This window comes from Lentzea indica, assembly GCF_012184385.1.
Classification (GTDB): domain Bacteria; phylum Actinomycetota; class Actinomycetes; order Mycobacteriales; family Pseudonocardiaceae; genus Lentzea; species Lentzea indica.
This window is the reverse complement of the sequence record NZ_VSRL01000396.1, coordinates 1-5,548: the sequence shown is the minus strand read 5'-3', so window position 1 is coordinate 5,548 and position 5,548 is coordinate 1. Positions and strand designations below refer to the sequence as shown.

The 5,548-nt window shown below is 69.3% G+C and carries 1 protein-coding gene; it reads left to right on the top strand.

Annotated elements, in window-relative coordinates; genetic code table 11:
- Positions 1-5,548: type I polyketide synthase (locus FXN61_RS46835; RefSeq protein ID WP_167980249.1), on the top strand; the 5,548-nt coding region annotated here is incomplete at both ends.

The following is a 5,548-nucleotide window of genomic DNA, read 5'->3' as shown; positions in this document are numbered from 1 at the left end:
TGTACCGGCTGGCGGAGTCGTTCGGGATCAAGGCCGATCGGCTCGCCGGCCATTCGATCGGCGAGATCGCGGCCGCGCACGTCGCCGGTGTGTTCAGCCTCGAGGACGCGTGCACGTTGATCTCCGCGCGCGCCTCGTTGATGCAGGCACTGCCCACCGGCGGCGCGTTGATCGCGATCGAGGCGCGTGAGGACGAGATCACGCCGCTGCTCACCGAGGGCGTCTCCATCGCGGCGGTCAACGGGCCGAACGCGGTCGTCATCGCCGGTGTTGAACAAGAGGCACGTAGGATTGTTGAACAACTCAACGATTCTACGCCGCGCAAGTTCAAGCAGCTCCCGGTCAGCCACGCGTTCCACTCGCCGCTGATGGAGCCCATGCTGGACGACTTCCGCGCGGCCATCGCGGGCATATCGTTCAACAATCCGACGATCCCGCTGTTGACTAGTGGGATTGTTCAACAATTCGACGAACCGATTGTTCAACGATCCGATCAGGGGAGTGTTCAACAACCTGAGTACTGGGTGCGGCACGTGCGGGAGGCCGTGAGGTTCCACGACACGGTGCGCGCGCTGGACGGCAGCACGTTCCTGGAGATCGGCCCCGATGGTGTGCTGTCCGCGATGGTCGGCGGTATCCCGTTGCTGCGCAAGGACCGCGGTGAGGAGCAGGCGTTCGTCACCGCGCTCGCGCGCCTGCACGTCAGCGGCGCGGCCGTGGACTGGAGTGCGCTGTTCGAGGGCACGGGCGCGCGGCGGGTCGACCTGCCGACGTACGCGTTCCAGCACGAGCGCTACTGGCCGACCGTGCTCGACGTCGCGCCGATCGACCGTTCGAAGTCCACTGTGGACTCATGGCGCCACCGCGAGTCGTGGGAGCGGATCACCCCGCGCGGCTCGGTTTCCGGAACCTGGCTGGTCCTGGGCGCCGAGAACGACTTCGCCCGCGAGGTTGCGGCGGCCGTCACCGGCACGATCGTGCAGGAGGTTCCGGAAACGCCGTTCGACGGCATCGTCTCGTTGCTCGCGCTGGACGACGAGGTCGACGAGAACGGCGTACCGCGCGGCGTGATCGCGACGATGGAGCTGATCCAGTCGTTGGCGCGCAAGGGCGTCAGCGCACCGGTGTGGGTGGTGACGCGGGGCGCGCAGACCAGTTCGGCGCAGAGCGCGGCCTGGGGCCTCGGCCGAGTCGCGGCCTTGGAACTGCCCGCACAGTGGGGCGGTCTCGTCGACATCACCGGTGCCGTCTCTCAGCTGGCGGCGGTGCTCGTCGGTGATGAGGCCGAGGTCGAGATCCGCGCTGAAGGTGTGTTCGCGAGGCGTTACGGCGCGGCGGACCCGGCCGACGCCATGTGGGAGCCGCATGGCACCGTCATCGTCACCGGCGGCACAGGCGCGCTCGGCACGCACGTCGCTCGCGACCTCAAGGAACGCGGCGTCGAGAAGATCGTGCTGGTCAGCCGGCGCGGTCTCGACGCACCAATTGCGGCGGAGCTGCAGGAACTGGGCGCCGAGATCGTGGCCTGCGACGTCGCGGACCGGGCGTCCGTTCGGCAGTTGCTGGACCGCTACGAACCGAACGCCATCGTGCACACGGCCGGCGTGCTCAGCGACGGTGTGCTGGAAGGCCTTGCGCCGGAACGGTTCGAGGACGTGTTCCGGTCGAAGGTCGCCTCGGCGCTGGTGCTCGACGAACTGACGCGGGACCGCGAGCTCGACGCGTTCGTGCTGTTCTCGTCGGTCGCGGGCGCGTTGGGCAATCCCGGCCAGGCCAACTACGCGGCCGCCAACGCAGTGCTCGACGCCATCGCGCGGGACCGGCGTTCGAACGGCCTCCCCGCGACGTCGATCGCGTGGGGTGCGTGGGCCGGTTCCGGCATGGCCGACGGTGTGGGCGCGGACCTGAGCGCGATCATGATGCGGCCGGACCTGGCCGTGGAGTCGATGTGGCGTGCGGTCGCGGAGGACGCGCCGACCGTCGCCATCGCGATCCTGCCGGAGAAACCCAAGGCACGGAAGAAGGGTGCCGTCAGCGGCGGCGTGCTGGAGGTCGTGCGCACGGCCGTCGCGTCGGTGCTCGGCTACGTCGGTCCGCACGCGGTGGGCGTGGACAAGGAGTTCCGCGACCTCGGGTTCGACTCGCTGACCGCGGTCGAGCTGCGCAACCAGCTGTCGGCGGCGACCGGGCGGACGCTGCCCGCCTCGCTCGTCTACGACTACCCGACGCCGCGCCGTCTCGCCGACCACCTGCGCGGTGGGTCTGCCGAAGCCGAGGTGACGTCGGCGCGTGCCGATGAGCCGATCGCGATCGTCGGCATGGCGTGCCGCTTCCCCGGCGACGTGAACACGCCCGAGGAGCTGTGGCAGCTGCTGCTCGACGGACGTGACGGCATGGGCGCGTTCCCGGTCGACCGCGATTGGGACGTCGAGTCGGTGCTGTCGACGTCGATCACTCGTGAGGCCGGGTTCCTCGCCGGGACCGCGGACTTCGACCCGGCGTTCTTCGGGATCTCGCCGCGCGAGGCCATGGCGATGGACCCGCAGCAGCGGTTCCTGCTGGAGACCACCTGGGAGGCACTGGAGCGGGTCGGAGTCGATCCGCTGTCGTTGCGCGGTTCGCAGACCGGCGTGTTCGTCGGCACGAACGGCCAGGACTACGCGACCTTGCTGACCAGTTCGTCGGAGGACACCGAGGGCCACGCGGCCACGGGTCTGGCGGCCTCGGTGATCTCGGGCCGCCTGTCCTACACGTTCGGCTTCGAGGGGCCGGCTGTCACGGTCGACACGGCGTGCTCGGCTTCTCTCGTCGCCATGCATCTCGCGGTGCAGGCGCTGCGCGGCGGCGAGTGCTCGCTCGCGGTGTCCGGTGGCGCGACGATCATGACCACGCCGTACGCGTTCGCCGAGCTCACCCGTCAAGGCGCGTTGGCCGCCAACGGCCGGTCGAAGGCGTTCTCCGACGACGCGGACGGCGCTGGCTGGTCCGAGGGCGTTGGCATGGTCGTGATGGAGCGGCTGTCCGACGCGGTTCGCAACGGGCATCGGGTGTTGGCGGTGATCCGCGGTTCGGCGGTCAACCAGGACGGCGCTTCCAACGGCCTGACCGCGCCGAACGGACCGTCGCAGCAGCGCGTGATCCGTGCTGCTCTCGCGAACGCCGGTCTGTCCGTTGGCGATGTCGACGCCGTTGAGGCGCACGGCACCGGCACGGCCCTCGGCGACCCGATCGAGGCACAGGCGCTGATCAACACCTACGGCGCTGACCGCGCGACACCGCTGTGGCTGGGCTCGGTGAAGTCCAACATCGGCCACACGCAGGCGGCCGCGGGCGTCGCGGGCGTGATCAAGATGGTGCTCGCCTTGCAGCACAACCTGCTGCCGCAGACGCTGCACGTCGCCGCGCCGTCCTCCCACGTCGACTGGTCGGAGGGTGCGGTCGAGCTGCTCACCGAGGCCTGCGAGTGGTCGCCCAACGGCCACGCCCGGCGGGCCGGCGTCTCGGCGTTCGGCATCTCCGGCACGAACGCGCACATGATCCTCGAAGAAGCGCCCGCGTCCACCGCCTCCTCGGATTCTGTGGACGGCCCCCGGCCGGGCTCGATTCCGTTGGTGGTGTCGGCGAAGTCGCCGGCGTCGCTGAGGGCTCGCATCGAGCAGGTGCGCGCGCTTGAAGGCGATGCCGTGGACATCGCGTTCTCGTTGCTGACGACCAGGTCGGTGTTCGACCACCGTGCGGTGCTCATCGGCGACGAAGTCGTCCAGGGTGTCGCGCAAGAGAGTGCGCCGGTGTTCATCTTCCCCGGCCAGGGCTCTCAGTGGCACGGCATGGCGGTCGAGCTGCTGGACGAGGACGAGACGTTCGCGCGAAGCATGGCCGAGTGCGACGAGGCGATCGGCAAGCTCGTCGACTGGTCGGTGATCGACGTCCTGCGCGGCGAGGCCGAGTTGCTGGAACGCATCGAGGTCCTGCAGCCGACCCTGTTCGCGGTCATGGTGTCGTTGGCTCAGACGTGGCGAAAGAACGGCGTCGAACCCGCCGCGGTCGTCGGCCACTCCCAGGGCGAGATCGCCGCCGCCCACGTGGCCGGAGCGCTCAGCCTCGACGAAGCGGCCAAGATCGTCGTGTTGCGGTCTCAGCTGTTCGCGGACGAGCTTGTCGGCAACGGGGCGGTCGCGTCGGTTGCCCTGCCGGTCGAGGAAGCACAGAAGCTCATCGAGCGGTGGCCGGTCCTGTCCATCGCTGGCATCAACAGTCCCGCCGCCTGCACCGTCGCCGGCGCGCTCAAGGAACTCAACGAGTTCGTGGAGCTTTGCCAGGCAAGGGAAATCCGCGCCAGGGTGGTGGCGTCGACGGTCGCCTCGCACGGCCCGCAGGTCGAGCCGTTGCGCGAGAAGCTGATGAGCCTTCTCGGCACGATCACGCCGCGTTCGAGCGACATCGCGTTCTATTCGACGGTCAAAGCGGAACGCATCGACACCGCGACCCTCGACGCCGGCTACTGGTACGAGAACGCGCGCCGGCCCATCGAGTTCGTCGCGGTGACCAGGAAGCTGATCGACGACGGCTACCGCGTGTTCGTCGAGTCGAGCCCGCACCCGGTGCTGACGATGTCCGCGCAGGCCACGGCCGACGCGGACGGCACGGAGCTGGTCACGGTCGGCACGTTGCGCCGCGACCAAGGCGGAAAAGCACGCTTCACCACTTCGCTCGCCGAGGCGTGGGTCGCTGGCCTCGACGTCGAGTGGCGGTACCCCGGCGGACGCAAGATCGACTTGCCGACGTATCCGTTCAGCCGCAGCAGGTTCTGGCCGAAGGCGGGAACCAAGAACGTGAACGCGGAGGACAGCGCGTTCTGGCAGCTCGTCGAGAACGGCGACCTCACCGAGGCGCTCGGCGTCGACGCGGAGAACGTCGTCCCCGCACTCAGGGAATGGCGCGCGAAGCAGCAAACACAGTCCACTGTGGATGGATGGCGCTACCGCGACTCGTGGCAGCTCCTGCGCGGAGTCCAGGCGACCGGCATCAACGGGACCTGGCTCGCGGCCGTCCCCGAGCAGACCGACGAGTGGACCGAAGCCGTCCTTCGGACGTTCGGCGCTGACCTCGTGAGGGTCACTGTCCGCCCCGACGCCGAACGCGCGCTGCTCGCCACCGAGCTGATCGGCATCGAACCGGTGGGCGTGATCTCCTTGCTCGGCACGGAGAACACGCCACACCACGAGTTCACCTCGACCCCGGTCGGGCTCGCGCTGAACGTCCTGCTCCTGCAGGCACTCGGTGACGCCGGCAGCACCGCGCCGTTCTGGGCGGTCACGAAACAGGCGATCTCGACCGGCGCGACAGATCTCGTGCGGAACCCCGAGCAGGTGGCGTTGTGGGGACTGGGCAGGGTCGCGGCACTCGACCTGCCACGCCGATGGGGTGGCCTGGTCGACCTTCCGGAGACGATCGACGGCCAGATCGGGCAGGGCCTGGTCGCCGCGATCACCAACGAAGGCGGCGAGGACCAGCTCGCGGTCCGCGACACCGGCGTCCACGGCAGGCG